This window comes from Bacillus sp. ISL-75 (assembly GCF_018613095.1).
Genome location: NZ_JAGGQX010000050.1, coordinates 14,141 through 38,564 on the forward strand (window position 1 = coordinate 14,141; position 24,424 = coordinate 38,564).

Sequence of the window (24,424 nt, forward strand, 5' to 3'; positions counted from 1 at the left end):
TATGAACGAATGGAATCGAACAGATTTATCTGCCTTTCTTGAAAAAAAGGCGACCGGGTTAGTCTATTTTTATACACCCATGTGCGGTACCTGTCAGGTAGCTTCAAAAATGCTTCAGGTCATTGAGCAACTAGTAGAGTTAGATATGGGAAAAATGAATTTAAATTTCTACCCAGACCTTGCTAGGGATTTAGCAATTGAAAGTGTCCCTTGCCTATTATTTGTTGAAGCCGGCAAGCTAAAAGAAACCCTCTACGCTTTTCAATCAGTTCCATTTTTGCTTGAAAAAATAAAACAGCATTTATCCTAAGCAGATGCGCAAAGTGCATCTGCTTTTTGAATAAGTGTGCTTCCAGTGATCACAAAAATCTAATTGTGCCCGAGAGAGGAAAAAAAGTATCACCGCGGTCACAAAAAATTATAATTGTGCCCGAGAGAGGAAAAAAGAGTCACGGCGGTCAAAAAAAATCTAATTGTCCCCTTATAATAAAAAGTTAAAGGGACATATTCCGTTTTATACAAAAAAAGAGCCCTTTGTCTTACCTGTTATTCTTAAGTTTTCCAGTAGGATTCTTCTAATGGTTTTCTTTGAAGCGCTACCCTGGCTCCAATCATAAATCACTTTGGTAGTAATGCGCAAATCAGGAAAAAGCAGCTTAATTTCCTCCACAACACGTAAAACGGCATGATCAATCACTTCGTGACAGCCGCAATCCTCACACACAAGTTTATTATTTACAACAGTAGTCTTCAATGAGAGGCAGACCCGACAAATGTTACCTTTTTTTAATTTGCCGAAGTCATATGGAGGTAACCTATCATAAGGTGATTCGATTTGATGCATCGAAACCAGTTGGTCAGCTAGTCTTTTGTGCATACCATTTAATGTTGACGGTCTCCTATTTAAATTGTGCATAAAGCGGGGGAGCTGATTTGGATAGATAATGGGTTCATTAAGTGGAGCTTTATAACAGGTAAACTGGGGGTTGATAAAAACTACATAAGCCTCAATAGGTATTCGATACCCAAGGCTTTCTAACAGCTGGCGGAGTAGGGATTCACTTCGTTGTAGTTGATGCAGGGGATTTTTGTATTCCTTTTTGGGTAGAGCATAGAATCGGTCACCTTCAAAGTAAAAGTCACCTTCATAATTTTTTACTTCAAAAAGATAGAGCGGATCTTGAGTAATCATCACTGTATCAAGTTGGAATTTACCATTATTAGTTTCCAGTAACAGGTCGTTTAGAATATGACTTGGACACTGAAGCTTCTCTGTCAATGAGTCAAACATAACTTCACCTTCAAATCCTTTCACAAGGTTACGAAAGCAAATTTTATCCTTTTCAGCTAATTTCATTCGCGAGTTTAGAAATCTTAAAATTTTAATTTCATCTGATTCAATACGGTCTTTAAAACTCATAATCCACATCCTTTCGATTTCGAATCTAACTTCATTTTACAAAATGCTGCCCTTTAATCAGCAGTAATGTTTGAATAATTTTCAACACTTTTCAAAAAAAAATTTCTCCATCCGACATATTTCTCAGGAAATCTCCGTAAATCCCCTCTAAAAGGTTGATAATTGTCGACCACTTTAAAGAGGATTTCATGCCCCGTTCCTGTATATTTAATATAAGAGAGCAGACCGGAGTGGTAGATTATGATAGAGATGCTGAAAAACTTTCAATTAGCAATCAAACAGCAAAGGCATGTTCTGCCGTTACTAGAACAAATCGATTTGCGAGTGAATTTGGTTTGTGAACAAAAAGCCATTCAGATTATCATAAAGAATGGAGAAATTTTCATACTTCATGATAGCGAAGTGACACGAACGATATCCGAAATCCGCGGTGACCTTAAGGCAATGAAACAACTACTTGAAGGGAAGGAACGGTTAAGGGCCCTTGAGCATAACGGCCAATTACGTATTTCCGCTCCAATTCGTACCACATTATTACTAGAATCTGTCTTCTATTTGACAAAGGCACAGGAAAATTTACCAAAAATAACAAATTTCTAATCAGAGCTATTGACTCGGAATTAAACTTACTGTAAAGTTTTAGGTGAATAATCAAATAATAAAGACAATTCAATAAACATTCTTATCGAGAGTGGCGGAGGGACTGGCCCTTTGAAGCCCAGCAACCGGTTTATAACACAATCACACGGTGCTAAATCCAGCAGAGAGGCGATGCTCTGAGAGATGAGGAGAGAGACCCCCTCTTCTATGAAGCTGGGGTTTTGTTTGTTGAATTGCAAAAAAGGAGGAAGTAGTATGGGTGAAAATCAAAAGAAGTATCGTTTTGAAACATTGAGTGTTCATGGTGGATTGTCTCCGGATCCGGTAACGGGGGCTCGTGCCGTTCCGATTTATCAAAACAACGCCTATCAATTTAAGAATACAGAGCATGCGGCAAACCTATTTAGCTTAGCGGAACCTGGGTACATATACACACGCATTCATAACCCTACTACTACCGTTTTTGAAGAAAGAGTAGCATTATTGGAAGGCGGCGTTGGTGCCCTAGCAGTTGCTAGCGGTATGGCAGCGATTACCCTCGCCATTTTAAATATTGCTGAAGCTGGCGATGAAATCGTATCGGCATCAAATCTCTATGGAGGAACATATAATCTTTTTGCAGTGACGCTTCCAAAATACGGGATTAAAGTGAAATTTGTTGACCCTGAAAATCCTGAAAACTTCCGTGCGGCTATTACCGACAAAACAAAGGCTGTTTTCGCTGAAACGATTGGTAACCCAAGCCTTCGTGTACTTGATATTGAAAAAGTCGCCGATATTGCCCATTCAGCAGGTGTTCCATTAATTATTGATAACACCTTTGCCACTCCATATCTGTGCCGGCCAATTGAATATGGTGCCGATATTGTGATTCATTCTGCCACCAAATGGCTCTTAGGAAATGGAACAACTACAGGTGGAGTTATTGTCGATGGTGGGAAGTTCGATTGGAATTCGCCGCGATTCCCTGGTTTTACAACGCCAGATGCCAGCTACCATGACCTGGTTTATGCCCAAGCCCTAGGTGCGATCGCCTATATTATCAAAGCCCGTGTCCAATTGCTGCGTGACTTAGGACCGGCGTTAAGTCCGCAAAATTCCTTCCAGTTTATCCTTGGTCTTGAAACACTGCATGTTCGAATGAAGGAGCATGTGGCTAATACAAAAGAAGTGGTGGAATATTTAACCAATCACCCGGCTGTGGAATGGGTATCTTATCCAGGACACCCATCCCACCCAGATTATGAATTAGCCAAAAAGTACTTGCCTAAAGGTGCAGGTTCCATGGTTATCTTCGGGATTAAAGGCGGTAAAGAAGCAGGGGCCAAATTAATCGATTCAATTACTCTATGGGCGCATGTGGCAAACGTTGGCGATGCAAAAAGTTTAATTATTCACCCAGCAAGCACCACCCATCAGCAATTAGATGCTGATGGCCTGAAAGCTACAGGTGTAACAGAGGATTTGATTCGCCTTTCAATCGGTATCGAGAATGTTGAGGATTTAATCGAAGATCTCGAATCAGCTATTTTGGCTGCTACTGGTGTAATCTCATTAAAGGTAAATGCATAAAAGTTACCAAAACTTATTTTTCCGAATATGAAGTTATTTTCATTGACACTCCTTTTTATCCATGATACGATAACTTTCGTAATATAATTACTTAAACAAATTAACATATTAATTGAATATAGGATACTTGATGCTCTTATCAAGAGAGGTGGAGGGATGTGCCCGATGAAGCCCGGCAACCGTCAATATTTATTATTGAAATGGTGCCAATTCACACAAAGCGATTGCTTTGGGAGATGGGAGAAAGGATTATTTTTAATGATGCCTTTCTGCCTGCGCAGAGAGGCTTTTATTTTGTTAAAACAGAATCTTTTTGTTGAAAAAGTCAAACCCTATATTATATAAGCGGTATATTACAATACAAATCTTTCAGAATGTTAGGTAAATTGGATAAGAAGCAGGTGATTCAATGATATCAATAAAAAATGTCCAGAAGATATTCCCTTCTAAACAAGGTCAGCTAAGGGCCGTCGATGATGTCAACCTTGAAATACAAGAGGGAGAAATATTCGGAGTGATTGGATACAGTGGTGCTGGTAAAAGTACCTTAATCCGAATGTTAAATGGATTAGAGCTGCCAACCGACGGAACTGTAACAGTAGCTGGCCGCGTTATTTCGAAGATCAAAGGCAGTGAGCTTCGAAAAGCACGCCAGGAAATCAGCATGATATTTCAGCATTTTAACCTACTTTGGTCGAGGACGGTTAGTGAAAATATCGCTTTTCCACTCGAAATTGCAGGTGTAAATGGTCCACAAAGGAAAAAAAGAGTGGAAGAGCTTATTAAACTAGTTGGCCTAGAAGGAAGAGAAAATGCTTATCCATCCCAGTTAAGCGGTGGACAAAAGCAACGGGTAGGGATTGCCAGGGCACTCGCTAACAATCCCAAAGTGCTGCTTTGTGATGAAGCAACCTCCGCACTTGACCCGCAAACAACAGATTCTATCTTGGAATTGTTAGTCGATATTAATAAAAGACTGGGTCTGACAATTGTTTTAATCACCCATGAAATGCATGTCATCCGGAAGATTTGTCACCGAGTTGCGGTCATGGAAAACGGTAGGGTTGTAGAGATTGGGCCGGTTTTAGATGTATTTAAAAATCCAGAACAGCCAATTACAAAGCGCTTTGTGCAGCAGGTGACGGAACCGGAAGAAACGAAGGAAACGATTGAACATTTACTTGAACGCTATCCGCATGGAAAAGTGGTTCAACTTTCATTTGTAGGGGAAACAACAGAACAACCATTAATCACAAACATCATTCGAGACTTTGATGTTATCGTAAATATTCTTCAGGGGAAAATTTCCCACACGCAAACTGGATCATACGGAACATTATTTATCCACTTGGATGGGCAATCTAGCGAAATACAGAAAGCCATCGATTATATTCACTCACAGCAAGTAGGCGTGGAGGTGATCAGTAATGGCTAACCTTATGGAAATAGTAAATTGGGAACAATTATTAGAAGCAACACGTGAAACGATTTATATGACTTCCATTTCAGTGTTTGCAACCTTTATTATAGGATTATTCCTTGGTCTGTTTTTGTTTTTAACAGATAAAGGTAATATCTGGGCTAATCGAGCTGTTAATGTTATTATTGCTGGCTTTGTTAATATTTTCAGATCAATCCCCTTTATTATCTTAATTGTTTTATTAATTCCTTTTACAAAATTATTGCTTGGGACTATGCTCGGTGCGAATGCGGCACTACCAGCTCTAATTATTGGAGCAGCTCCTTTTTATGCACGAATGGTAGAAATAGCCCTTAGGGAAATCGATAAAGGTGTTATTGAGGCATCGCAATCGATGGGAGCAACACATGTTCATATCATTTTTAAAGTATTAATACCGGAATCTTTGCCAGCATTAATTTCAGGGATTACAGTCACAGCCATTTCTCTAGTCAGCTTTACAGCAATGGCCGGAGTCATTGGGGCTGGCGGACTTGGACATTTTGCTTACCTTGAAGGTTTTCAGCGTAATCGACCGATTGTCACCTTAGTTGCAACGATTGCGATATTAATTTTAGTTTTTATTATCCAATTTATTGGAGATTATTTTACAAAGAAAACAGATAAACGATAACAGGAGGGTTAATTAATGAAAAAGGTATTTAGTTTGATTGTAATTTCGCTATTAGCATTTGCCCTAACAGCGTGCGCTGGTGCTAAAAACGATACAGGGGAAAAAGAAGGAAATGATGGTAACAAGAAATTAGTCGTTGGTGCATCTGCTGTACCGCATGCAGAAGTGCTAGAAGCCGCAAAACCTTTATTAAAGAAAAAAGGTATTGATCTAGAAGTAAAAGTTTTTCAAGATTATATCCTACCAAACGTAGCGTTAAGGGATAAAGAACTCGACGCTAATTATTTTCAAACACCAGGGTATTTAGACCTGCAAATGAAAGAAAATAAGGATTTTGATTTTGTGAGTGTTGGTGGAATTCATAAGGAACCAATCGGAATTTATTCTAAAAAATATAAAAGCTTAAAAGACCTTCCAAAAGGTGCAAAAATCATTATGAGTGATTCACTAAGTGACCATGGACGTATCTTACCTATTTTTGAAAAAGAAGGTTTAATTAAGCTTAAAGAAGGCGTTGGCGCGAATGCAAGAGTAGAGGATATTGTCGAAAATCCAAAGAACCTTGATTTCTCTACTTTAATTGAGGCGAAATTATTGGCTTCTTCTTTCGAAAGCGGTGAAGGTGATGCGGTTGTCATTAATACGAACTACTCATTAGAAGGCGGTATTGACATCGGAAAGTATGGAATCGCATTTGAAGGCGATGACGTTGTTCCGGCAAACCTAATTGTCGTTCGTTCAGAGGACAAAGACCGAAAAGAAATCAAAACGCTTGTAGAAGTGCTTCATTCAAAAGAAATTCAAGATTTCATTCTTGAAAAATACAAAGGTGCCGTTGTACCAGTTTCTGAATAAGGTTATAAATAGGAAGAAAGTCAGTGTAGAAACACTGGCTTTTTCTATGCAATTGTGTTTTAAAGTGGTATACATTTAAACACTATCGATGGGGAAAAATAGAGAGAACATTAGACCTGAATTCACTTGGAAATGCTAAAAAAATGAGGTATGATTTTAATCGAGTGTCATTTCCATTACCAATAATATACTGAATTTTCATTCAAAACCACTCCAAATCCTCTTTTCATTCTCATTTGGTACAAGCTTAATGAAAATAGATGGACTGTTTTTACTGTTTAAGAGTTGCTAATACATTTCATTTGTTATAAGATTGGAATGAGAATAAAATGAGAATAGAGTTATAGAATAACTCAATCTACAAGAAACAACACTTTCTTTTCGGAGGTATAGATATGGCTGGATCAACTTTAACGATCAAAGATTTACATGTAGCAATTGATGGGAAAGAAATTTTAAAAGGTGTGAACCTTGAAATAAAGGGTGGAGAAATCCACGCAATTATGGGTCCAAACGGTACGGGTAAATCTACTTTATCTTCTGCTATTATGGGTCATCCAAAATATGAAGTGACAAGCGGAACAATCACTTTAGATGGACAAAATGTCCTGGATATGGAAGTAGATGAGCGTGCACGAGCTGGTCTATTCCTGGCAATGCAATACCCTAGTGAAATTAACGGCGTTACCAATGCCGATTTTTTACGTTCAGCACTTAATAGCCGTCTTGGTGAAGGAAATGAAATTTCATTAATGAAATTCATCCGCAAAATGGATAAGCAAATGGAATACCTTGAAATGGACCTTGATATGGCACAACGCTATTTAAACGAAGGCTTCTCCGGCGGTGAGAAAAAACGTAACGAAATCCTGCAATTAATGATGTTAGAACCGAAAATTGCAATTTTAGATGAAATTGACTCCGGACTAGATATCGATGCTTTGAAGGTAGTTTCAAAAGGGATCAATCAAATGCGCGGCGAAGATTTTGGCTGCTTAGTTATTACGCATTATCAACGACTTTTAAACTATATCACTCCAGACCATGTGCATGTGATGATGCAAGGCCGTGTTGTAAAATCCGGTGGAGCTGAACTGGCACAACGCTTAGAAGCTGAAGGATATGACTGGATCAAACAAGAACTAGGAATTGAAGATGAAACAGTTGGGCAAGAAGCGTAAGAGAGGGTTAGGAGGATTACAATGACAACTGAAACCAAATTACCATTTGACAAGGACAATGTTCGCTCCTTTTCAAAAGAAACGAGCGAGCCTGCTTGGTTTGAAGAACTACGTCTAAAAGCATTAGCTGAGTTCGACCAACTGCCAATGCCAAGACCAGACAAAACAAAGATTGATAAGTGGAATTTCACCCAATTCTCACAACATACTGTAAAAAGTGTTCCTTATACTTCACTTGCTGAATTGCCAGAAGAAGTAAAAGCACTGATTGATGTGGATGCAGAAAATAATAATTTATATATTCAACGAAATCAAACTCCAGCCTTTTTATCTTTATCGGAAGAGCTTAAGAGCCAAGGTGTTATTTTCACAGATATTTTTACCGCAGCTAAAGAACATGGTGACTTATTGAAAAAGTATTATATGACACAAGCCATCAATGCCGATGAGCATCGCTTAACCGCTCTAAATGCTGCACTAGTTAATGGCGGAGTTTTCTTATACATTCCAAAAAATGTAGAAGTCTCTGAACCAATACATGCCATTTATGTTCATGATAATGATCAGGCGAACTTGTTTAATCATGTCATTGTCGTCGCTGAGGACAATAGCAAAGTAACCTATGTTGAAAACTACATTTCAACGATGGAAGTATCAACTACTGTTGCAAATATCTTGACGGAAGTCATTGTAAATACAAACGCTAAAGTTCAATTTGGCGCAGTTGATACGCTTGCAAAAGGAATCACAACCTATGTAAATCGTCGTGGTGTTGTCGGAAGAGATGCACGAATTGAATGGGCATTAGGTTTAATGAATGAAGGAAATACAATTTCAGATAACACAACTAATTTGATCGGTGATGGCTCCTACGGTGATACGAAAACAGTCGTTGTTGGGCGTGGCGAGCAAACGCAAAACTTTACCACAAAGGTTGTACACTTTGGAAGAAATAGTGAAGGTTATATCTTAAAGCATGGTGTCATGAAGGACAGTGCTACCTCCATTTTTAACGGTATCGGAAAAATAGAACATGGTGCTTCTAAATCAAATGCGGAACAAGAATCACGCGTACTTATGCTAAGTGAAAAAGCACGCGGTGATGCTAACCCAATTCTTTTGATTGATGAAGATGATGTAACAGCAGGCCATGCTGCTTCTGTGGGACGTGTTGACCCTGTTCAGCTTTACTACTTGATGAGCCGCGGAATTCGTAAAGAAGAAGCAGAGCGCTTAGTTATTCATGGTTTCCTTGCACCGGTTGTGAATCAGCTCCCAATTGAAGGAGTAAAGAAACAGTTAACTGAGGTAATTGAAAGGAAAGTACGCTAATGAATATCCAGGATATTCGTTCACAATTTCCAATCTTAGAACAAGAGGTCAATGGGAAGCCATTGGTATACTTGGATAGTTCTGCAACATCTCAAAAGCCGCTCCAAGTAATCGAGGCAATTGAAAAATATTATCGTGAAATCAATTCCAATGTCCATCGTGGCGTTCATACACTAGGAACAAGAGCAACAGATGCTTACGAAGGTGCAAGGGAAAAGGTTCGTAAATTCATCAATGCCAAGTCCATTCAAGAAGTAATTTTTACCCGTGGAACGACAACGTCTTTGAACACGGTGGCTGCAAGCTATGCGGCAGCAAATTTAAAAGCAGGCGATGAAATCGTTATAACCTATATGGAGCACCATAGTAATATCATTCCGTGGCAGCAAGTGGCCAGACGGACAGGCGCCCAGTTGAAATACATTCCACTTCAAGCAGATGGAACAATTTCTCTCGATGATGCACGTGCGACGATTACAGCAAACACCAAGGTTGTATCTGTCATGCAAGTATCAAACGTACTTGGCGTCATCAATCCGGTCAAAGAAATTGCTCAAATTGCGCACGAGAATGGGGCCATCATGGTTGTAGACGGAGCGCAAAGTGCTCCGCATATGAAAATTGATGTTCAAGATTTAGATTGTGATTTTTTAGCTTTTTCAGGACATAAAATGTGCGGTCCGACCGGTATTGGTGTTCTTTATGGAAAAAAACATCTACTCGAAAACATGGAGCCAATCGAATTCGGCGGCGAAATGATTGATTTCGTGCAATTGTACGAATCAACTTGGAAAGAGCTGCCTTGGAAGTTTGAAGGCGGTACTCCAATCATTGCAGGCGCCATTGGTCTTGGGGCTGCTATCGACTTTTTAAATGAAGTAGGCTTAGACCAAATTGCCGAACATGAACATAAACTTGCAGCATATGCTTTGGAAAAAATGTCTGCTGTAGAAGGAATGACTATTTACGGTCCACTTGATGCAGCGAAGCGGGCAGGGCTAATCACTTTTAATCTAAGTGATGTTCATCCACATGATGTAGCAACGGTACTTGATGCAGAAGGTATTGCTGTTCGTGCCGGACATCATTGCGCTCAACCGCTAATGAGATGGCTTAAAGCCTCCGCGACTGCACGTGCAAGCTTCTACTTGTATAATACAGAAGATGATATAGATAAACTTGTTGAAGGACTTGTTAAAACAAAGGAGTATTTCAGCGATGTCTTCTAATAATTTAGATACACTGTACCGTCAGGTGATTATGGATCATTATAAAAATCCCCGTAATCGCGGTGTTTTAGAGAATGGCAGCCATACTATTAATATGAATAACCCTACCTGTGGTGACCGTATTCAATTAACCCTAAAAGTGGAGAATGGAATTGTGGTCGACGCAAAGCAAGAAGGGGAAGGCTGTTCGATTTCAATGTCATCTGCTTCGATGATGACGCAGGCGATTAAGGGGAAAACAATCGAAGAAGCTTTAAAATTAGCAAAGATCTTTTCTGATATGATGCAGGGAATTGAATACGACGATGACGATCTTGATTTAGGTGATATTGAAGCACTTCAGGGTGTTTGTAAGTTTCCAGCCCGCATCAAATGTGCCACTCTAGCGTGGAAAGCGATGGAAAAAAGTTTGAAAGAAGAGGAACAAGAATAAAATTAAGAAAACGCGGGTGGGAGAAGGCAATGTCCAGCTCCAGCGCCTAGCCCCTCGAGGTCGCTTCGGTCCTTCCGATGAAGTCAAAGAACGACTTCACCGGAAGGCCCTCCAGCACTTGTCGGGGCTGAACAAGGCGCTTCCGCTTTTCTAAGAATGGAGGAACACGACGATGGCGAAAAAAATGCCGGAAATCGGTGATTATAAATATGGTTTTGCCGATAAAGACGTTTCCATATTCCGATCAAAACGTGGTTTAACAGCTGATATTGTAAAAGAAATATCTAAATTGAAGAATGAGCCACAATGGATGTTAGACTTCCGTTTAAAGTCGCTTGAGCATTTTTACAAAATGCCTATGCCACAATGGGGCGGGGATATGGCTTCTTTAAATTTCGATGAAATTACTTATTATGTAAAACCATCCGAAAAATCAGAGAAGTCTTGGGATGAAGTACCAGAAGAAATCAAGGCAACTTTTGATAAGCTAGGAATTCCAGAAGCTGAACAAAAGTACCTTGCTGGGGTATCCGCTCAGTACGAATCTGAAGTCGTTTACCACAACATGAAGGTAGAACTTGAAGACTTAGGGATCGTCTTTAAGGATACAGATTCTGCTTTAAGGGAAAATGAAGATATTTTCCGCGAACACTTTGGAAAAACAATTCCGCCAACTGATAACAAGTTTTCTGCGCTTAACTCTGCTGTATGGTCAGGCGGCTCGTTTATCTATGTGCCGCCAGGTGTGAAAGTAGATACACCATTACAGGCTTACTTCCGTATTAACTCTGAAAACATGGGTCAATTTGAACGGACATTAATCGTTGTTGATGAAGGCGCACACGTGCATTATGTTGAGGGTTGTACAGCACCAGTCTATACAACAAACTCTCTGCACAGTGCCGTTGTTGAGATTGTTATTAAAAAAGATGCTTACTGCCGTTATACAACGATCCAAAACTGGGCTAATAACGTCTTTAACCTTGTAACAAAGCGTGCGGTTTGTGATGCCAATGCGACAATGGAATGGATTGATGGTAACATCGGTTCAAAATTAACGATGAAGTATCCTGCCGTTATTTTAAAAGGCGAAGGCGCTCGTGGTATGACGCTTTCGATTGCCATTGCCGGTAAAGGTCAGCATCAGGATGCTGGGGCGAAAATGATTCATTTAGCTCCTAATACATCTTCAACCATTGTTTCGAAATCAATTTCTAAGCATGGCGGTAAAGTAACCTACCGCGGCCAAGTTCACTTCGGACGTAAGGCAGATGGGGCACGTTCTAATATCGAATGTGATACATTAATTATGGATAACAAGTCGACATCAGATACAATCCCATACAATGAAATCTTAAACGATAACATCTCGCTCGAGCATGAAGCAAAGGTTTCTAAAGTTTCTGAAGAGCAGCTCTTCTACTTGATGAGCCGTGGTATTTCTCAACAGGAAGCAACAGAAATGATCGTTATGGGCTTTATTGAGCCATTTACGAAAGAATTACCAATGGAATACGCCGTTGAGATGAACCGTCTCATTAAGTTCGAGATGGAAGGATCGATCGGTTAATATTTTTTATAAAATTTACCCGCTTTGCCGCAATGGCAGGCGGGTTTTTGCGTATGGATTTGCTGAAGTCGCCATTAACTTGCGGATAAGCGTGCGCAACTTGCGGATAAGGTACGCCAACTTGCGGATAAGGTGCGCCAACTTGCGGATAGGTGCGCCAACTTGCGGATAAGGTGAGCCAACTTGCGGATAAGGTGCGCCAACTTGCGGATAAGGTGAGCCAACTTGCGGATAAGGTGAGCCAACTTGCGGATAGGTGAGCCAACTTGCGGATAGGTGTGTCCAACTTGCGGATAAGGTGAGCCAATTTGCGGATAGGTGAGCCAACTTGCGGATAAGGTGCGCCAACTTGCGGATAAGGTGCGCCAACTTGCGGATAGGTGTGTCCAACTTGCGATAAGCGTGTCCAACTTGCGGATAGCCCCACTTTACTGGCGACTGCCCCCATTTGCCATGAAATTGTTGTTTGCACCTAAATATCTTCCACCCTTTTTCTCAAATCGAAAAATGGTTATGCTATTATTAATAGTTGGAGGTGAGTTTTTTGATCTACATCGGTGTAACCGGCTGGGGCGACCATGATAGCTTATATCCAGGCCAAATTTCGTCAAGGGACAAGCTAAAGGCATATGCAGGTCATTTTCCAATCGTAGAAGTAGATTCAGCCTTTTATGCGATTCAGCCTAAAAGGAATGCTGAGAAGTGGGTCAATGAAACACCGGCCGGCTTCCAATTTATTGTAAAAACCTACCAGGGAATGACCGGACATATGCGAGGGGAAATTCCGTTTGAAAATAAACAGGCGATGTTCAGAGCCTTCAAAGAGTCGCTCGAACCATACATAGAAACGAATAAACTAGCGATGACCCTTTTTCAATTTCCACCATGGTTTACATGTACTCGCGAAAATGTTGAATACTTAAGATGGTGCAAACATGAGATGGGTGACCTTCCTAGCGCGTTAGAATTTAGGCATCAGTCATGGTTCACTCCCCAGTATCGTCAAAAAACACTTGATTTTATGACAAAAGAAAAATGGATCCATAGTATTTGCGATGAACCACAATCCGGAGAAGGTTCTATCCCAACGGTAGTACAGGCGACCACTCCAGAGAAGGTCCTTGTCCGTTTTCATGGCCGTAATGTCCATGGCTGGCAAAAACGAATCGGAGAGGATTGGCGTGAGGTCCGTTATCTTTACCGCTATAACCAAAAAGAATTAGATGAATGGGCAGAGTCCATTCGAAAATTAGCCAAGGACACAAAAGATGTGTATCTCCTTTTTAACAACAACTCTGGCGGAGATGCAGCAGACAATGCCAAGGAAATGGTCACCCTTTTACAAATTGAATATCAGGGACTTGCTCCACGCCAGCTAGATTTATTATAAAGGGGATACAAAACAGCGAGAGGTTAGGAGAAAGAAAACATGGAATGGATTATTCTAGTAGTGATTGGACTTATTGCGAGTTCGTTAGGCTCGCTGATAGGATTAGGCGGCGGAATTATTATTGTTCCCTCGTTGCTTTATTTATCAACCCTATCAGCCTTTGGACATATAACACCTCAGGTTGCGGTAGGAACATCACTGTTTACGATGATTTTTACGGGTCTATCATCTACATTAGCTTATATGAAACACAAAACAGTTGATTATAAAAGCGGCCTGATTTTTCTAATCGGAAGTGGTCCAGGGAGTATTCTGGGCGCATGGGTAACTGAAGGCTTACATATTAAGACGTTCAATATCTTTTTCGGTCTATTTATTATTTTTATTTCGATTATTTTATTACTGAAGGACAAATTAAAGCCCATTCCTTATCGGAAAGATCGGGGAATCATCCGCACTTTTACAGATAATGCGGGTAAAACCTTTGAATATGGATATAACCCAATAGTGGGAGTCCTGATTGCTTTTATAGTGGGCTTTTTATCGGGAGTTTTTGGTGTGGGCGGCGGGTCCTTAATGGTTCCGACCATGATTTTGGTGTTTTTCTTTCCTCCACATGTGGCAACGGCCACGTCGATGTATATGATTTTACCAACATCCTTGCTGAGCTCGATTACACATATTACTTTAGGAAATGTGGACTGGCTTTATGCTCTAGCATTGGTTCCTGGGGCTTGGATTGGAGCAAAGGTGGGTGTCTTTTTAAACACAAAGCTTAAGAGTAAAACAATTGTGTTAATTTTACGAACCATTCTTGTCATTGTTGGAATCAGGTTAATTTATCAAGGAATTTTTGGGCAGGTCTAGGATGGAAACCATACATATTTATCATACAAACGATGTCCACAGTCACTTAGAAAATTGGCCCCGAATTAAGCAGTTCCTAGCAATAAAACATGAGAGGCATCACCAAAAAAAAGAGGATGTCTTTCTATTTGATATCGGCGACTTTATTGATCGCTGGCATCCTTTCACTGAAGCTTCAAGAGGAAAAGGGAATATTGATCTCATAAATGAGAGCCAGTATACAGCGGTTACGATCGGAAACAATGAAGGGGTTAACCTTCCATATGAAGACTTAAATGAACTATATGAAAATGCTCAGTTTGACGTTCTGTTAGCTAATCTTTATCAGCAAGATGGATGCTATCCTAGCTGGGTAAAGGCATATAAGATTTATCATTCGAAAAAGGGCACAAGGGTGGGTGTCATCGGTTTAACGGCACCGTTTGCCCATCTTTATGGTTTACTGGGCTGGAAGGTGACAGAGCCGATTGAGGAGCTGAAAAAATGGATTGAAAAAGTAAAAGCAGAATCTGACATCATCATTTTACTCTCCCATCTAGGTCTTCAGGAAGACGAAAGAATTGCTGTAGATTTTCCTGAAATTGATGTCATATTAGGATCACATACCCATCACTTCCTTGAAAAAGGAAAGCTAGTGGGGGAAACGCTCCTTGGGGCTGCAGGGAAGTATGGATATTTTGTTGGCCACGTTACCCTCAAAGTAGATGAACAAAAAGAGATTACCGCTAAGAAGGCCATTTTATATGACAGTAAAGATCTGCCGAAAGCTAAAAATGAGCAGGAGCAAATCGATGCTTATTTTACAAGAGGAAAAGCCGATTTAAATCAAAAAGTAACCACCTTAGCTAAGCCTCTAATTAATGATCTTTTTCATGAAACGGAGTTTTCATTTATGCTTTGCAGGGCATTAAGAGAATGGTGTAACACTGATTGTGCCATGATTAACGCGGGGCTATTGTTAGGGCCTTTATCGGGTGATGTTACGGTTTACGATTTGCTGAAGATTTGTCCACATCCAATAAATCCGTGTGTGGTTGAACTAACTGGAAAAGAATTAGAGGAGGTTTATTGGCAGACAAAAGACGAGGGCTTAATCCATAAGCATATCAAAGGACTTGGATTCAGAGGAACTCTTTTAGGGATATTTGTCTTTGACCGAATTAGTTTTCATGGAGACGTCATGTTTATTAATGGGACGGAAGTCGATCATGAAAGAAATTATACGTTAGCCCTGCCTGATATGTTTACGTTTGGCCACTTTTTCAAAGACATTCTTCCGCAAAAAGAAAAGAAGTATTTCTTGCCAGAATTCTTAAGAGATTTATTAAAATGGAAGTTACAAATACAGTCATAGATTGGCTACACGCTTTTTCATAACCTGTCATAAAGTGATAGAGAGGAAAGGAGTGTGGACCATTTGATTGAGCTTTCACCAATTGAAATAAACGGCCATACCTTTTTGGCAGTTTCGGTTTTACTTCCAAAAACAACCTTGCTTGCTGTATCAAGCGATAAGGGATATATTATGTGCGGTGCCTTGGATGTGGGTTTATTAAATGATAAATTAAAGGCCCGCAAGATTATTGCCGGCCGTGCTGTTGGAGTAAGAACCATTGAACAGCTCCTAAATGCACCGTTAGAGTCGGTGACATGGGAGGCAGAGGCGTTAGGTATTCACCAAGGAATGATTGGGAAGGACGCCTTGTTAAAAATGATTTAAAAAGCTTGCTCCATGCGGGCTTTTTTTTATGGATTAGTTCCCCATTATAAAGCATACATATAGCTTGAAGGGGTGATTTTTTTGGCGAAGTTTCGCAGGCGGCTTCCGAGGAAGGGACCGTTGCCTTTCCGTTATGTCATGCTATTGACGTTTGTCTTTTTTCTATTTTCAACTGCCACCGGCTTATGGCTCGTGAATAAGGGGATTGAGCCGACATTAATGAGAATTGCTACTTCCGAAACCCGTAATATTGCTTCCCTTGTTATTAATAAGGCGATTACAAAACGGACAACAGACACAGGTGAAGACAATGACGTCATTGTGATCTTACCAAGTGAAAATGGCAAGGCATCCAACGTTAAACTCAATACTGTTTATATAAACCGGGTCTTAGCGGAAACAACTGCTCAAATTCAAAAAAACCTAAAAGCAGCTAAAAAAGGTGACCTTGCTTCGTTAGAGCAGTTAACTGATGTTGAAATTGAAACGCAAAATTCCGAAAAGGAAGACGGAATTATTTGGTATGTCCCTCTAGGTCAAGCAACAAATATCTCCTTATTGGGAAATTTTGGTCCGAAGATCCCCGTAAAGTTTCATGCCATTGGCGAAGTGGAACCAGATGTTAAAATTGAGACAAAAGATATGGGGATTAACAATACCTGGGTCGATGTTTCCATTCATATCGAAGTATCCGTCCAAATCATCACACCGTTTGCGACTAAAATCACAAAGCTTACCCAAAGTATTCCAGTCGACGGATCGCTCATTCAAGGGGATGTTCCGCAATTTTATAATGGCGGAGCTGGTACAACTCCATCGATACAGCTTCCAGGTATTCAGACGGACTCCAAAAAATCGGGGAACTAAAAATAGGACTATCCACCATGGACAGTCCTATTTTTTTCGAGCATTCATCCGCTCCATCCGCTTCCATTTAGCTAAATGAGGGTAGGGATCAAAAGACCATTCAGTCACACCGTTGTCTTTGTACATCCCGTAATGTAAATGTGGAGGGAATTTTCCTGAGGTTCCTGGAGGACCGTACCCTGAGCTCCCTACACCGCCAATAATCATTCCAGGCTCAACAATTTGGCCGACCTTTAAGTCCTTAGCAAAACCGCTTAGATGGGCAAAGTAATGATAGGTATTATTGATATCACGAATGCCGATTCTCCATCCCCCAAACTTGTTCCAGCCTTTCATTTCAATAATGCCATAATTTGTTGCTCGAACCGGAACTCCGTAGCCAGCAAAAACATCGGTACCTTCATGAATCCTTCGGCCGCCCCACCCGCGCGCAGACCCCCAGGTACTCCGGTAACTGTGATTGCTGCGAATCGGTACTGGGAATACTTGTGTATCTAAATTAAGCCGACCAAAATGTCGATATATTTTTGCTTTTCCAGCAATGATACTTACGGTCTTATCGCGATGATAGTAATTCCATAAGCCGATTTTTATATTATCATGATCAATTCCGTATGAAAGTAGATAATTGGCAAACGTATAAAGGACGTCCTCATCATTTTTAAGACTCGCTTTTCCATCCCCATCCCCATCCACACCCTTTCCATCAAAAAACTGGATGATTGCTGGGTTTTCTTCCAAAGGATTTGGATTGGTTAAACCAGCCCATTCTTCTGGACGAAAATAGATGCCGATTACGCTATCTGGTTTAGGTAAGTCTCTGCGGACCTGGCGGATGCTTCTTTCATATTGATCAATAGCCGCTAAGTAATACCAAGGAATTTGGGTAACCGTTTCAACCTTCTTATAAAGCTTCATTCTTTCTTGATATGGATCAGTTTCGTTTGTTTTTGCTTGAGCCTCTCTGACCGTGCATGAAGTGGTAAAGAATAAAAGAAAGGTTCCGATGATTAGAACAGCCCGCACAAGAATCCTCCTTCCGAGTAATGTACAAGGTTAGTTTATGTTTTCTAAACCATTTCATTATGGTTAATAAATGGTAAACAAGATTTTAGCTGAATCAAGATGGTTTGCACTAAATAATATAAACCGATTTGCTTGTCGATATTATTTCAGTATGTTAAAGTGACAACATATAGAAACATATATATCGTTTCAAGGGGTGTGCTGAACGTGAGTAAGAAAGAAGAAATTCTAAGAAAACCGGAATGGTTAAAAATAAAACTAAATACTAACGAGTCCTATACGGGCTTGAAAAAAATGATGCGTGAAAAGAATCTGCACACAGTTTGTGAAGAAGCACGCTGTCCTAATATTCATGAATGCTGGGCAGAAAGACGTACGGCTACCTTCATGATTCTAGGGGATACTTGTACTCGTGCCTGCCGCTTTTGTGCGGTTAAAACGGGTTTACCTACAGAGCTTGATTGGCAAGAACCAGAACGAGTGGCAGACTCTGTTCAATTGATGAACTTAAAACATGTGGTGGTAACAGCGGTAGCCCGTGATGATCTCAGGGATGGCGGGGCAGCCATTTTTGCGGAAACGGTTCGAGCGATTCGCCGGAAAAATCCATTTACAAGTATTGAAGTTCTGCCTTCCGATATGGGAGGAAAAGAAGAAAATTTACGTGTATTAATGGATGCTAAACCTGATATCTTAAACCATAACATTGAGACGGTTAGACGGATGACACCTAGAGTTAGAGCCCGGGCTAAATATGACCGTTCCCTTGAGTTTCTTCGTCGGGCAAAAGAAATGCAGCCTAATATTCCAACAAAATCCAGCTTAATGGTTGGCTTAGGGGAAACGAAGGAAGAAATAATCGAAGTTATGGATGATTTAAGAGCAAATCATATCGATATTATGACGATTGGCCAATATTTACAGCCGACAAAAGGTCATTTGAAGGTTGAGAAATATTATAGCCCTGATGAATTTAAAGAATTACAACAAATTGCAATTAGTAAAGGCTTTAGCCATTGTGAAGCAGGCCCTCTTGTCCGCTCATCCTATCATGCAGATGAGCAAGTTAATGCTGCAGCAAAACACAAGCAAATCCTTGGTGAACAAGAAGCACAACAAGCTTAAAACCAAAGAGTTCAGTCAAAGTGACTGAACTCTTTCATTTACTTGGAAATATGACGTTCTAGCTCGGACGTCTAGTGCACTTCGAGCTCCAGTCCATAGTCGCTAAACGGGCGCCTCCGCTTTTCTATTTGTCGTCAGGCGTTAGTCCATTTTCGTCCTCACTTGCGTTCATTCGCTGTCCTTGTGGGGATTTTTTCATTTGCTTAATTAGCCCATTAACTAAATTCCGGGCGTTCCTGCTTGTGGAGTCAAGGTTCGCGAGATTTTCAACATCCCTCATTAACACTTTATTGTCAGTAACGAAGACATGGTAATATCTTGGAACGACAGACATCGCCGTTTTCTTCACTTGGTCAGCCGTCAAATTGCGATCTTTTGAATCTGTATCATACGCAATTAATACTTCTTGGTCTGTCACTAGTGTAGCGACATCATTTACATTGGGAATTTCTGTACTGTATTTACTGATGATGTTTGCCACCTGTTCACGGTCTAGAGCTGTATAGTGGTCATTAGCCGTATTATCATTCATCAGCGGACTCTTTTGGTGACGGACAAAGCCATAATTGTTACTAACGTTACGGACACCGCGGCTAGCCCCTTCATTGTATAGCTCATGTCTTTTATTGTTAACATTAATGGTATTGCCGCTTTCCTCATACACATCACGGTTTCCCATATCCTTAGTGCACCCTGTTAAAGCTGTCATTGTACATAATCCCAAGATTATGACTAATTTTTTCAATTTCAACACCTCCTTTTATTAGAATAGCCATTTAGAGGATTTTTTTTCTTTGTACTTTAACATAGAATAAATTGGCAGCAATGGAGTATCTCGACGTAGGCGCCAATTTTAAGTATAAAGTATAAGTGCAACTACGCTTCTGTCTTCGCCTAACGGCTCGCCAGTCAGCGAGTTTTCTTTATAATTGATGGGGAATCGGTTATAATGGTCATTAGGAATTAGCTGGCAAAAGAGGTGAAATATCATGATTATAATGAACAACACTGTTTATGAAATGGTCCAAGAACATAGAAACGGCTTTAATGAGGAAGCCCTTAAAGCAAGGTTTAGTGATATTTTAACAAGGTATGATTATGTTGTTGGCGATTGGGGTTATGGTCAACTTCGGTTAAAGGGCTTTTTCGACGACCAAAACCAAAAAGCCACGTTTGATACAAAAATAAGTACACTAAGTGAATACCTGTATGAATACTGCAATTTTGGCTGTGCATATTTTGTCTTGAAAAAAGTAAAGAAATAAAAGAAGGGTCAGCTAAACTGGCCCTTCTTTTACGTTGTCTCCATATAGGGTGGCTGTTCATCTTTCTCAGGGTCATCATGTGTTGGATGTGCCCCGTCCATCTGCCGTGGAAGATCTTGATGCAGTGTTTTATTTTCGTAATTAAAGGCACTGTATGGCCTTTGTCCATCTGTCCAAGGTGTGCTTTTGTTTTGAACCGGTTCGTTTTCACGGATTGGAGAACCATAAGGACCTTCCGGATATTCTTCTGCAGTAAGAAAGTTCCTTTGTTTTTCGACGTTGGATAATTCCGTATATTTTTCTACTTCGTTTTTTGTCATGCTTAATCCCCCTTTTACTACTATTATTTTCAAAGGGAGTGTAATTCATGACTACACATTAAATTAATTCCATTAAAAAGGACCTTAATTCCTCTGCATCTTCATCATTCAACTGAAAAGCGTACTCTAAATAGCCTTCCTCTTGCAAATCGTCTAAACCGATGATAGCAAAACGGCTACCTTGCATATCAAGAACCAGATGTTTCCCGAAATGGCGGTCACTTTGAACAATCGCTAAATCGAAGCGTTGATTTTCACCAACAAAGCTGACAAATCTTGTTTTTGTATCTTCTGTATCATCGTATAAGAAAAAGCGTTCTTTCATCTAACCGTCTCCTTAATAAAAAATACGTATTTTCGACATCTTCTATATAGTAACAAATAAAGTGAATCTAGGGGAGTAAAGAATTTTCCTAAATTTTCACAAGTTTTTAGGAATCGAAAAACACGAACGATGTCAAATCATGTTACAATTAAATAGAAAAATGGAGGTAGTGATACGATGTATTTTGTTGACAGAGAAAAAATTGAAGAAATCTTAAAATATTTAGAAACGCAAATACAATTATTCTTAAGTCAAAAAGAGTGGTCCACACCGCTTGAAAAGGCAGCACTAGAGCGTTTAAACCAGATGATGATTGAGTCGGTTTTGGATGTCGGAAATTCGATGATTGATGGGTTTATTATGCGGGACCCAGGCAGTTACGATGACATCATTGATATTTTAATGGATGAAAAGGTGATTTCAGCTGAAACGGGGAAAGGTTTAAAAATCCTGATTCAGTATCGAAAAAGACTTGTCCAATCTTATACGGATGTTGATCACCTGGAACTGCAAGAGGTCTTTTCAAAACATTTACATGAACTGGTTAATTTTGCAGCCAATGTCCGTGATTATCTTGCCAATGAATTAGGCCCGGTTTCGGCGTTTAAGAACTAATGATCAGGCCGTTTTTCGCGGTCTTTTTGTTTTATATGGTCATAATAGATTTTAGGAGTGATAAATCATGAAGAAATATCAAGGCTATTTAATTGATTTAGATGGAACGATGTATAAAGGGACAGAGCGAATTGAAGCAGCTTCCGATTTTGTAAAAAAACTTCGCGATCAACAAATACCGTATTTATTTGTGACGAACAACTCATCAAGAACACCGGCACAGGTGGCTGAGAAGTTGACCCAGTTTGATATTCCCGCGGATGAGAAGCAGGTCTTTACAACCAGCCAAGCGACAGCTAATTATATCTATGAACGAAAAAATGATGCCACCGTTTATGTGATTGGGGAAGAAGGCATTCAGACAGCCATAGAAGAGAAGGGATTAAACTTTGGTGGAGAAGATGCCGATTTTGTGGTAGTGGGAATTGATCGGGAGATTAGTTATGAAAAATTGGCGGTGGCTTGTTTGGCCGTTCGAAATGGAGCGACATTCATTTCGACAAATGGCGATATTGCCATACCTACAGAAAGAGGCTTGCTTCCAGGGAATGGTTCACTTACATCAGTTATTACGGTTTCCACACAAACACAGCCAATTTTTATCGGCAAACCTGAAGCAATCATAATGGACCAGGCCTTAAAGGTACTAGGAACACCAAAAGAAAAGACGTTGATGGTTGGAGATTACTATGATACGGATATCTTAGCAGGTATGAATGCAGGCATGGATACCTTATTAGTTCATACGGGTGTAACGACAAAAGAACTGCTTTCCGGCTATAGCCGAAAGCCAACCTATACTGTTGATTCCTTAGATCAATGGGAAATGTAAAAAAGGATGGGGCCACCCCATCCTTTTTCTAACCTATTTTTTCTCTTTTTCCTCGCGGGCCGCCCGGTGTGCGAGTCTGCTCGATGCGGCCGCTGCAATCGCACCAACAATATCGTCTAAAAAGGTATGGCACTCTCCTGTTGATTTATCATTTAAATGAGCTAAAATACCAGGCTTTAACTTATCGATGTAACCGTAATTTGTAAAACCAATCGAACCATATACATTTACAATGGAAAAGGCTAGAATTTCATCCACGCCATAGAGGCTTTCATCTGTTCCAATGATGGATTGAAGAGGCTCTTCAAGCATTCCTTTTTCAGCAAGTATATCCAGCTGAATTCCTGTTAAAATTGCGTTCTGTACCTCACGTTTTGAAAGAACGCGTTCCACGTTCGCTAAACAATCTTCCATTTTTAAATTTTCGTGATACTTTTCCTGTAAAAAGAAAACTAAATCAGCGATGTCCTGTACTTCAACGCCTCTTTCTTTCAGCCATCTGCGTGCAGTTACTTCGGTTAGATTTACGTTTTTGTCATCTGCCATTCCTCTGATCACCTTTTCCATAGATTTTCACTAAATATATACTTTATTATTCTAACTTATGCAAATTCACCTTAAAAAAGAGCATGGATAAAGCCTTATATTCTCCATCATTTTTCTTCGTTATTCAGGAACAAGTTTTTTAAGCTAAATACATATACATGAGGTAAGAAAAGGGAAAGAAATGAGGTGGACCTTAATGCTTCAGGAAATGCTGGAAAATCAATATGGCATTACGGTGGATGAATATGTAAAATTAGATACTTACGATGCGTTAAGAGGAAATGGCTGGCTCTACTTAATCTCCAAACCAACTGGCAAGGAAGAAGAGGATCTTGCCGAGCTTGAAAAAATATCGCAGCATTTAAGAAATTATGGCGATCAAAATGTCCCGGTCTTTTTGCAATCGAAAGAAGGTCATCTAATTACGACATGGGAACAAAATAAATATTGTGTCTTGGCCAATCGACAAACGGAAGCACAGCGAAAAATAAAATTAGGGAGGAAATTGGCTAGATTTCATGAACGTGGGAGAAGGGTTCCCTTTCAAATAGAGAGGTCCAGCAGGATTGGCCAATGGAAGTCATTATGGGAAAAGCGGCTTGAGCAAATGGAAAAGGTTTGGAATGGGCTGCTTTTTCAAACACCTGAAGATGAGTTTCAACGAATGTTTATTGATTCATTCCCCTATTATCTAGGGTTAACAGAGAATGCTATTCAATATTTAGTGGATACCGAAATCGATGATGAACCATTGGAAACAGATAGCGGCACTGTTTGTCATGAACGTTTTACCCAAAAAACATGGGGGCCACTCAATAATTATATGATTAAAAACCCATTCGATTGGGTTTTTGACCATCGCAGCCGTGACCTAGCTGAATGGACAAGAGAAAGATACCTTCACAATTTTCAAACCTATGATGTGGAATTAAAACGATTTTTTGAAGAGTACCAAAGTATTTCACCATTGTCGCCTTTTACATGGAGATTACTATATTCGCGCTTAATTTTCCCTCTTCATTACTTTGAATGCATCGAGAGTTATTATATAACGACATCGGAACAGGATAAAAAGGTATTGGAGGAGAAGTTAACTAGAATTTTACGGCAGTCTGGCGAATATGAACGGTTTTTGGCTGGTTTTTATCAACTAACGGATGCGCCTATTAAGTCTTTAAAACTTCCCCTATTGGAATGGCTTTATTAATAATTTATTTCAGGTATCACAAAAAAGCGATTGC

General features: G+C 40.0%; 28 protein-coding genes and 2 riboswitches. Of the genes, 21 read left to right on the plus strand and 7 right to left on the minus strand.

What is annotated here, in order from left to right; translation table 11 throughout:
• The first annotated feature begins 1 nt into the window (after window position 1).
• Entirely contained in the window at window positions 2-310 is a 309-nt protein-coding gene (locus tag J7E63_RS19525; RefSeq protein WP_215015347.1) for a thioredoxin family protein, read from the plus strand.
• 204 nt (window positions 311-514) lie between these two features.
• On the opposite strand, the gene J7E63_RS19530 is transcribed toward J7E63_RS19525, so the two are convergent.
• Complete coding sequence (locus J7E63_RS19530) at window positions 515-1,420, minus strand: nuclease-related domain-containing protein (RefSeq protein ID WP_215015349.1); 906 nt, start codon at window positions 1,418-1,420, stop codon at window positions 515-517.
• A 240-nt stretch (window positions 1,421-1,660) separates the two neighbouring features.
• On the opposite strand from J7E63_RS19530, the gene J7E63_RS19535 reads away from it, so the two are divergent.
• The 10 genes from J7E63_RS19535 (at window position 1,661) to sufB (ending at window position 12,285) form a co-directional block, all read left to right on the plus strand.
• Window positions 1,661-2,020, plus strand: a complete 360-nt coding sequence (locus tag J7E63_RS19535) for an SCP2 sterol-binding domain-containing protein (RefSeq protein WP_215015351.1) — start codon at window positions 1,661-1,663, stop codon at window positions 2,018-2,020.
• A gap of 79 nt (window positions 2,021-2,099) precedes the next feature.
• A riboswitch (SAM riboswitch) is annotated at window positions 2,100-2,210 on the plus strand.
• A 65-nt stretch (window positions 2,211-2,275) separates the two neighbouring features.
• Window positions 2,276-3,592 carry an O-acetylhomoserine aminocarboxypropyltransferase/cysteine synthase family protein gene (locus J7E63_RS19540; RefSeq protein WP_215015353.1) on the plus strand — a complete coding sequence of 439 codons (1,317 nt, stop codon included), beginning with the start codon at window positions 2,276-2,278 and terminating at the stop codon, window positions 3,590-3,592.
• 133 nt (window positions 3,593-3,725) lie between these two features.
• A riboswitch (SAM riboswitch) is annotated at window positions 3,726-3,835 on the plus strand.
• Between the two features lie 166 nt (window positions 3,836-4,001).
• On the plus strand, window positions 4,002-5,027 hold the full coding sequence (locus tag J7E63_RS19545; protein WP_215015355.1) for a methionine ABC transporter ATP-binding protein: 1,026 nt from the start codon (window positions 4,002-4,004) through the stop codon (window positions 5,025-5,027).
• Window positions 5,020-5,685 carry a methionine ABC transporter permease gene (locus J7E63_RS19550; RefSeq protein WP_215015357.1) on the plus strand — a complete coding sequence of 222 codons (666 nt, stop codon included), beginning with the start codon at window positions 5,020-5,022 and terminating at the stop codon, window positions 5,683-5,685. The genes J7E63_RS19545 and J7E63_RS19550 overlap by 8 nt, the downstream gene beginning before the upstream one ends.
• Before the next feature lie 15 nt (window positions 5,686-5,700).
• The gene (locus tag J7E63_RS19555) at window positions 5,701-6,540 is read left to right on the plus strand and encodes a MetQ/NlpA family ABC transporter substrate-binding protein (RefSeq protein WP_215015359.1); all 840 of its coding nucleotides are present in this window, start codon (window positions 5,701-5,703) and stop codon (window positions 6,538-6,540) included.
• A gap of 395 nt (window positions 6,541-6,935) precedes the next feature.
• Window positions 6,936-7,721 (plus strand): Fe-S cluster assembly ATPase SufC, encoded by a 786-nt coding sequence (gene sufC, locus J7E63_RS19560; RefSeq protein WP_088089497.1) that lies wholly within the window; start codon window positions 6,936-6,938, stop codon window positions 7,719-7,721.
• Window positions 7,722-7,742: 21 nt separating this feature from the next.
• The gene (gene sufD / locus J7E63_RS19565; protein WP_215015360.1) at window positions 7,743-9,053 is read left to right on the plus strand and encodes a Fe-S cluster assembly protein SufD; all 1,311 of its coding nucleotides are present in this window, start codon (window positions 7,743-7,745) and stop codon (window positions 9,051-9,053) included.
• Window positions 9,053-10,282, plus strand: coding sequence for a cysteine desulfurase (locus tag J7E63_RS19570; RefSeq protein ID WP_215015362.1), 1,230 nt, complete (start codon window positions 9,053-9,055; stop codon window positions 10,280-10,282). Before sufD ends, J7E63_RS19570 begins: the two co-directional genes overlap by 1 nt.
• Window positions 10,272-10,715, plus strand: coding sequence for a Fe-S cluster assembly sulfur transfer protein SufU (gene sufU / locus J7E63_RS19575; RefSeq protein ID WP_215015363.1), 444 nt, complete (start codon window positions 10,272-10,274; stop codon window positions 10,713-10,715). The genes J7E63_RS19570 and sufU overlap by 11 nt, the downstream gene beginning before the upstream one ends.
• Window positions 10,716-10,887: 172 nt before the next feature.
• On the plus strand, window positions 10,888-12,285 hold the full coding sequence (gene sufB / locus J7E63_RS19580; protein ID WP_215015371.1) for a Fe-S cluster assembly protein SufB: 1,398 nt from the start codon (window positions 10,888-10,890) through the stop codon (window positions 12,283-12,285).
• On the opposite strand, the gene J7E63_RS30755 is transcribed toward sufB, so the two are convergent.
• On the minus strand, window positions 12,254-12,757 hold the full coding sequence (locus tag J7E63_RS30755) for a hypothetical protein (RefSeq protein WP_251033624.1): 504 nt from the start codon (window positions 12,755-12,757) through the stop codon (window positions 12,254-12,256). The genes sufB and J7E63_RS30755 overlap by 32 nt on opposite strands.
• A 72-nt stretch (window positions 12,758-12,829) precedes the next feature.
• Between J7E63_RS30755 and J7E63_RS19595 the strand changes: the two genes are divergently transcribed.
• The 5 genes from J7E63_RS19595 (at window position 12,830) to yunB (ending at window position 17,129) form a co-directional block, all read left to right on the plus strand.
• The gene (locus tag J7E63_RS19595; protein ID WP_215015375.1) at window positions 12,830-13,675 is read left to right on the plus strand and encodes a DUF72 domain-containing protein; all 846 of its coding nucleotides are present in this window, start codon (window positions 12,830-12,832) and stop codon (window positions 13,673-13,675) included.
• Between the two features lie 39 nt (window positions 13,676-13,714).
• Window positions 13,715-14,542, plus strand: coding sequence for a sulfite exporter TauE/SafE family protein (locus tag J7E63_RS19600; RefSeq protein WP_215015377.1), 828 nt, complete (start codon window positions 13,715-13,717; stop codon window positions 14,540-14,542).
• A gap of 1 nt (window position 14,543) precedes the next feature.
• On the plus strand, window positions 14,544-15,896 hold the full coding sequence (locus J7E63_RS19605; protein WP_215015379.1) for a bifunctional metallophosphatase/5'-nucleotidase: 1,353 nt from the start codon (window positions 14,544-14,546) through the stop codon (window positions 15,894-15,896).
• A gap of 63 nt (window positions 15,897-15,959) precedes the next feature.
• Entirely contained in the window at window positions 15,960-16,262 is a 303-nt protein-coding gene (locus J7E63_RS19610; protein WP_215015466.1) for a YunC family protein, read from the plus strand.
• A gap of 81 nt (window positions 16,263-16,343) precedes the next feature.
• A complete protein-coding gene (yunB, locus tag J7E63_RS19615; RefSeq protein ID WP_215015387.1) occupies window positions 16,344-17,129 on the plus strand; it encodes a sporulation protein YunB in 786 nt (261 codons plus the stop codon).
• A gap of 27 nt (window positions 17,130-17,156) precedes the next feature.
• Here yunB and J7E63_RS19620 read toward each other — a convergent pair whose 3' ends face one another.
• Complete coding sequence (locus J7E63_RS19620; RefSeq protein WP_308161979.1) at window positions 17,157-18,155, minus strand: M23 family metallopeptidase; 999 nt, start codon at window positions 18,153-18,155, stop codon at window positions 17,157-17,159.
• Between the two features lie 207 nt (window positions 18,156-18,362).
• Between J7E63_RS19620 and lipA the strand changes: the two genes are divergently transcribed.
• A complete protein-coding gene (gene lipA / locus J7E63_RS19625) occupies window positions 18,363-19,280 on the plus strand; it encodes a lipoyl synthase (RefSeq protein WP_215015394.1) in 918 nt (305 codons plus the stop codon).
• Window positions 19,281-19,404: 124 nt separating this feature from the next.
• On the opposite strand, the gene J7E63_RS19630 is transcribed toward lipA, so the two are convergent.
• Entirely contained in the window at window positions 19,405-20,025 is a 621-nt protein-coding gene (locus J7E63_RS19630; protein WP_215015396.1) for a YhcN/YlaJ family sporulation lipoprotein, read from the minus strand.
• Between the two features lie 244 nt (window positions 20,026-20,269).
• On the opposite strand from J7E63_RS19630, the gene J7E63_RS19635 reads away from it, so the two are divergent.
• Window positions 20,270-20,545, plus strand: coding sequence for a YutD family protein (locus J7E63_RS19635; protein WP_066258581.1), 276 nt, complete (start codon window positions 20,270-20,272; stop codon window positions 20,543-20,545).
• Window positions 20,546-20,574: 29 nt separating this feature from the next.
• On the opposite strand, the gene J7E63_RS19640 is transcribed toward J7E63_RS19635, so the two are convergent.
• Both J7E63_RS19640 and J7E63_RS19645 read right to left on the minus strand, forming a co-directional pair.
• Window positions 20,575-20,865, minus strand: a complete 291-nt coding sequence (locus tag J7E63_RS19640) for a cytosolic protein (protein WP_215015398.1) — start codon at window positions 20,863-20,865, stop codon at window positions 20,575-20,577.
• A 58-nt stretch (window positions 20,866-20,923) separates the two neighbouring features.
• Entirely contained in the window at window positions 20,924-21,190 is a 267-nt protein-coding gene (locus tag J7E63_RS19645) for a DUF3055 domain-containing protein (RefSeq protein WP_088089483.1), read from the minus strand.
• Window positions 21,191-21,367: 177 nt separating this feature from the next.
• Between J7E63_RS19645 and J7E63_RS19650 the strand changes: the two genes are divergently transcribed.
• Together J7E63_RS19650 and J7E63_RS19655 are read left to right on the plus strand one after the other, a co-directional pair.
• Window positions 21,368-21,805: a DUF86 domain-containing protein gene (locus J7E63_RS19650; RefSeq protein WP_215015400.1), complete on the plus strand. Its 438-nt coding sequence runs from the start codon at window positions 21,368-21,370 to the stop codon at window positions 21,803-21,805.
• A 67-nt stretch (window positions 21,806-21,872) separates the two neighbouring features.
• A complete protein-coding gene (locus tag J7E63_RS19655; protein WP_215015402.1) occupies window positions 21,873-22,637 on the plus strand; it encodes a TIGR01457 family HAD-type hydrolase in 765 nt (254 codons plus the stop codon).
• A gap of 33 nt (window positions 22,638-22,670) precedes the next feature.
• On the opposite strand, the gene J7E63_RS19660 is transcribed toward J7E63_RS19655, so the two are convergent.
• Window positions 22,671-23,183, minus strand: a complete 513-nt coding sequence (locus J7E63_RS19660; RefSeq protein ID WP_088089479.1) for a phosphatidylglycerophosphatase A family protein — start codon at window positions 23,181-23,183, stop codon at window positions 22,671-22,673.
• A gap of 196 nt (window positions 23,184-23,379) precedes the next feature.
• On the opposite strand from J7E63_RS19660, the gene yutH reads away from it, so the two are divergent.
• On the plus strand, window positions 23,380-24,390 hold the full coding sequence (gene yutH, locus J7E63_RS19665; protein ID WP_215015404.1) for a spore coat putative kinase YutH: 1,011 nt from the start codon (window positions 23,380-23,382) through the stop codon (window positions 24,388-24,390).
• Window positions 24,391-24,424 lie beyond the last annotated feature (34 nt).

Bases quoted from the DNA above. Each gene is read 5' to 3' on its own strand.
- J7E63_RS19570 (WP_215015362.1), top strand. From the start codon at position 9,053: ATGAATATCCAGGATATTCGTTCACAATTTCCAATCTTAGAACAAGAG.
- sufC (WP_088089497.1), top strand. From the start codon at position 6,936: ATGGCTGGATCAACTTTAACGATCAAAGATTTACATGTAGCAATTGAT.
- J7E63_RS19655 (WP_215015402.1), top strand. From the start codon at position 21,873: ATGAAGAAATATCAAGGCTATTTAATTGATTTAGATGGAACGATGTAT.
- J7E63_RS19650 (WP_215015400.1), top strand. From the start codon at position 21,368: ATGTATTTTGTTGACAGAGAAAAAATTGAAGAAATCTTAAAATATTTA.
- sufB (WP_215015371.1), top strand. From the start codon at position 10,888: ATGGCGAAAAAAATGCCGGAAATCGGTGATTATAAATATGGTTTTGCC.
- J7E63_RS19645 (WP_088089483.1), bottom strand. From the start codon at position 21,190: ATGAAAGAACGCTTTTTCTTATACGATGATACAGAAGATACAAAAACA.
- yutH (WP_215015404.1), top strand. From the start codon at position 23,380: ATGCTTCAGGAAATGCTGGAAAATCAATATGGCATTACGGTGGATGAA.
- sufD (WP_215015360.1), top strand. From the start codon at position 7,743: ATGACAACTGAAACCAAATTACCATTTGACAAGGACAATGTTCGCTCC.
- J7E63_RS19555 (WP_215015359.1), top strand. From the start codon at position 5,701: ATGAAAAAGGTATTTAGTTTGATTGTAATTTCGCTATTAGCATTTGCC.
- J7E63_RS19525 (WP_215015347.1), top strand. From the start codon at position 2: ATGAACGAATGGAATCGAACAGATTTATCTGCCTTTCTTGAAAAAAAG.
- J7E63_RS19605 (WP_215015379.1), top strand. From the start codon at position 14,544: ATGGAAACCATACATATTTATCATACAAACGATGTCCACAGTCACTTA.
- J7E63_RS19530 (WP_215015349.1), bottom strand. From the start codon at position 1,420: ATGAGTTTTAAAGACCGTATTGAATCAGATGAAATTAAAATTTTAAGA.
- sufU (WP_215015363.1), top strand. From the start codon at position 10,272: ATGTCTTCTAATAATTTAGATACACTGTACCGTCAGGTGATTATGGAT.
- J7E63_RS19535 (WP_215015351.1), top strand. From the start codon at position 1,661: ATGATAGAGATGCTGAAAAACTTTCAATTAGCAATCAAACAGCAAAGG.
- J7E63_RS19600 (WP_215015377.1), top strand. From the start codon at position 13,715: ATGGAATGGATTATTCTAGTAGTGATTGGACTTATTGCGAGTTCGTTA.
- J7E63_RS19635 (WP_066258581.1), top strand. From the start codon at position 20,270: ATGATTATAATGAACAACACTGTTTATGAAATGGTCCAAGAACATAGA.
- J7E63_RS19545 (WP_215015355.1), top strand. From the start codon at position 4,002: ATGATATCAATAAAAAATGTCCAGAAGATATTCCCTTCTAAACAAGGT.
- J7E63_RS19640 (WP_215015398.1), bottom strand. From the start codon at position 20,865: ATGACAAAAAACGAAGTAGAAAAATATACGGAATTATCCAACGTCGAA.
- J7E63_RS19540 (WP_215015353.1), top strand. From the start codon at position 2,276: ATGGGTGAAAATCAAAAGAAGTATCGTTTTGAAACATTGAGTGTTCAT.
- J7E63_RS19550 (WP_215015357.1), top strand. From the start codon at position 5,020: ATGGCTAACCTTATGGAAATAGTAAATTGGGAACAATTATTAGAAGCA.
- J7E63_RS19660 (WP_088089479.1), bottom strand. From the start codon at position 23,183: ATGGCAGATGACAAAAACGTAAATCTAACCGAAGTAACTGCACGCAGA.